2 protein-coding genes are annotated in these 1,831 nt (G+C 68.3%); both read right to left on the bottom strand.

All coding sequences use genetic code 11. The annotated features are described in order from the left end of the window. Positions 1-69: 69 nt before the first annotated feature. The gene (locus tag ACFRMQ_RS40480; RefSeq protein WP_380735921.1) at positions 70-957 is read right to left on the bottom strand and encodes a carbohydrate ABC transporter permease; all 888 of its coding nucleotides are present in this window, start codon (positions 955-957) and stop codon (positions 70-72) included. Beyond that, on the bottom strand, positions 954-1,831 hold an 878-nt coding region (locus tag ACFRMQ_RS40475; protein WP_380735919.1), incomplete at its 5' end, for a carbohydrate ABC transporter permease. The genes ACFRMQ_RS40475 and ACFRMQ_RS40480, both read right to left, overlap by 4 nt.

Below are 1,831 nucleotides of genomic sequence, written 5' to 3'. Positions count from 1 at the left end.
GGCGGGGCTCCCGGGTGCTCCCGGACCGGCGGACGCCGGTGGCGGGCGGGGGTCGGTGACCTGGGGACGTCAGTCCTTCACCGCGCCGGCCAGTCCGGAGACCAGCTTGCGCTGCACCGCGATGAAGAAGATCAGCACCGGCACGGTCATCAGCGTGGACGCCGCCATGATGCCGCCCCAGTCGTTCTCGTCCGGCTTGAAGAAGACCAGCAGCGCCGAGGGCAGCGTCTGGTTCTCGGTGGCGCTGATGATGAACGTCTTGGCGAAGACGAAGTCGTTCCAGGCCGCGATGAAGGAGAACACGCTGGTCGCGGCCAGGCCCGGCGCCACCAGCGGCAGCAGGATGCGCCACAGGATGCGGGTCCGGCTGGCGCCGTCGATCTGCGCCGCCTCCTCGATCGAGGCCGGCACGGCCGCGACGAAGCCGCGCATCATCCAGATCCCGAACGGCAGCGAGAACGCCAGCTGCACCAGGACCAGCGAGGCCAGGGTGTTCAGCCCGATGCCGGGGGCGAAGCGCCCCGCGTCGCGGAACATGAAGAACAGCGGGATGGTCAGCGCCTCGACCGGGATCATCTGGGCGATCAGGAACATCACCATGATGGTGGTGCGGAACCTGAACCGGAACCTGGTCACGGCCACCGCCGCCAGGAAGACCACGATCGCCGACAGCACCACCACCGACAGCGCGACGACCAGGCTGTTCACGAAGTACCGGCCGAAGCCGTCCACGCTGAGCACCTGACGGAAGCTCTCCAGCGTGGGGTGGGCGGTCCACGGCTTCGGGTCGAGCGACTGGATCTCGCCCTTGGGCTTGAAGGCCGAGAGCACCATCCAGAAGATCGGGAAGGCGGTGACCACGGCCAGCAGGACCGCGCCGGTGTTCGCGGCCAGGCGCCACCGGGCGCGGGTGTTGCGGGCGGGCTTCACGGCAGCGAGGGGGTTCGCCGGGCTCACAGTTCGTTCCCCGTCCGTCGCAGGGTGCGGATGTACAGGACCGTCGGGATCACCAGGATCAGCAGCATGATCACGCCGATCGCCGCGCCCAGCCCGTACTGCGAGGAGGCGAACGCCTTCTGGTACGCGTACACGTTGAGCACCAGGTTCTGGCCGGCGATGCCACCGCCCTCGGTCATCACGTAGATCTGGGTGAAGACCTTGAAGTCCCAGATCACCGACTGGATCACCACGATGGTCAGGATGGGTCGCAGCATCGGCGCGATGATCCGGCGGAAGGTGGTCCAGGTGTTGGCGCCGTCCAGGGCGGCCGCCTCCAGGATCTCCTCCGGGATGGCCCGGATGCCCGCGTAGAGGGTGACCATCACGAACGGGTAGGAGTGCCACACCACCACGGCGCCGACGATCAGGAACGCGGTCCACTTGTCGTAGAACCAGTTGAACTCGTGGAAGCCGGAGAGCCCGAGGTTCTCCAGGGTGTGGTTGACCAGGCCGAGGTTGGTGTCGAACAGGAAGCTCCACACCGTCGAGCCGGTCATCGCCGGCGCCGCCCAGGCGGCCATCGCCGCGGTGGTCAGCAGCAGCCGGGGCCACCGGCCGACCTTGGTGAGCAGCACCGCGAGGGTGGCCCCGACGGCGAGGGTGGCGACCACGCAGAACGCGGCGAAGCCGATGGTCTGGAGCAGGACCGTCCAGAACTGCTCGTCCTCGAGGATCCTCGTGTAGTTGCCGAAGCCGACGAAGGAGGTCGGGGCGCCGCCGGAGGCCTGGGCCTGTCCGAAGTCCAGGACGGACAGCAGGCCGAGCTGGTAGATCGGGTAGGCGACCAGAGGGATCAGGATCACGGCGGCCGGCAGGAGCAGCAGCAGCGGGG

Source organism: Kitasatospora sp. NPDC056783, assembly GCF_042789895.1.
Taxonomy (GTDB): Bacteria; Actinomycetota; Actinomycetes; order Streptomycetales; family Streptomycetaceae; genus Kitasatospora.
The sequence above is the reverse complement of the archived record's forward strand: the minus strand, read 5'-3'. Positions and strand labels throughout refer to the sequence as shown.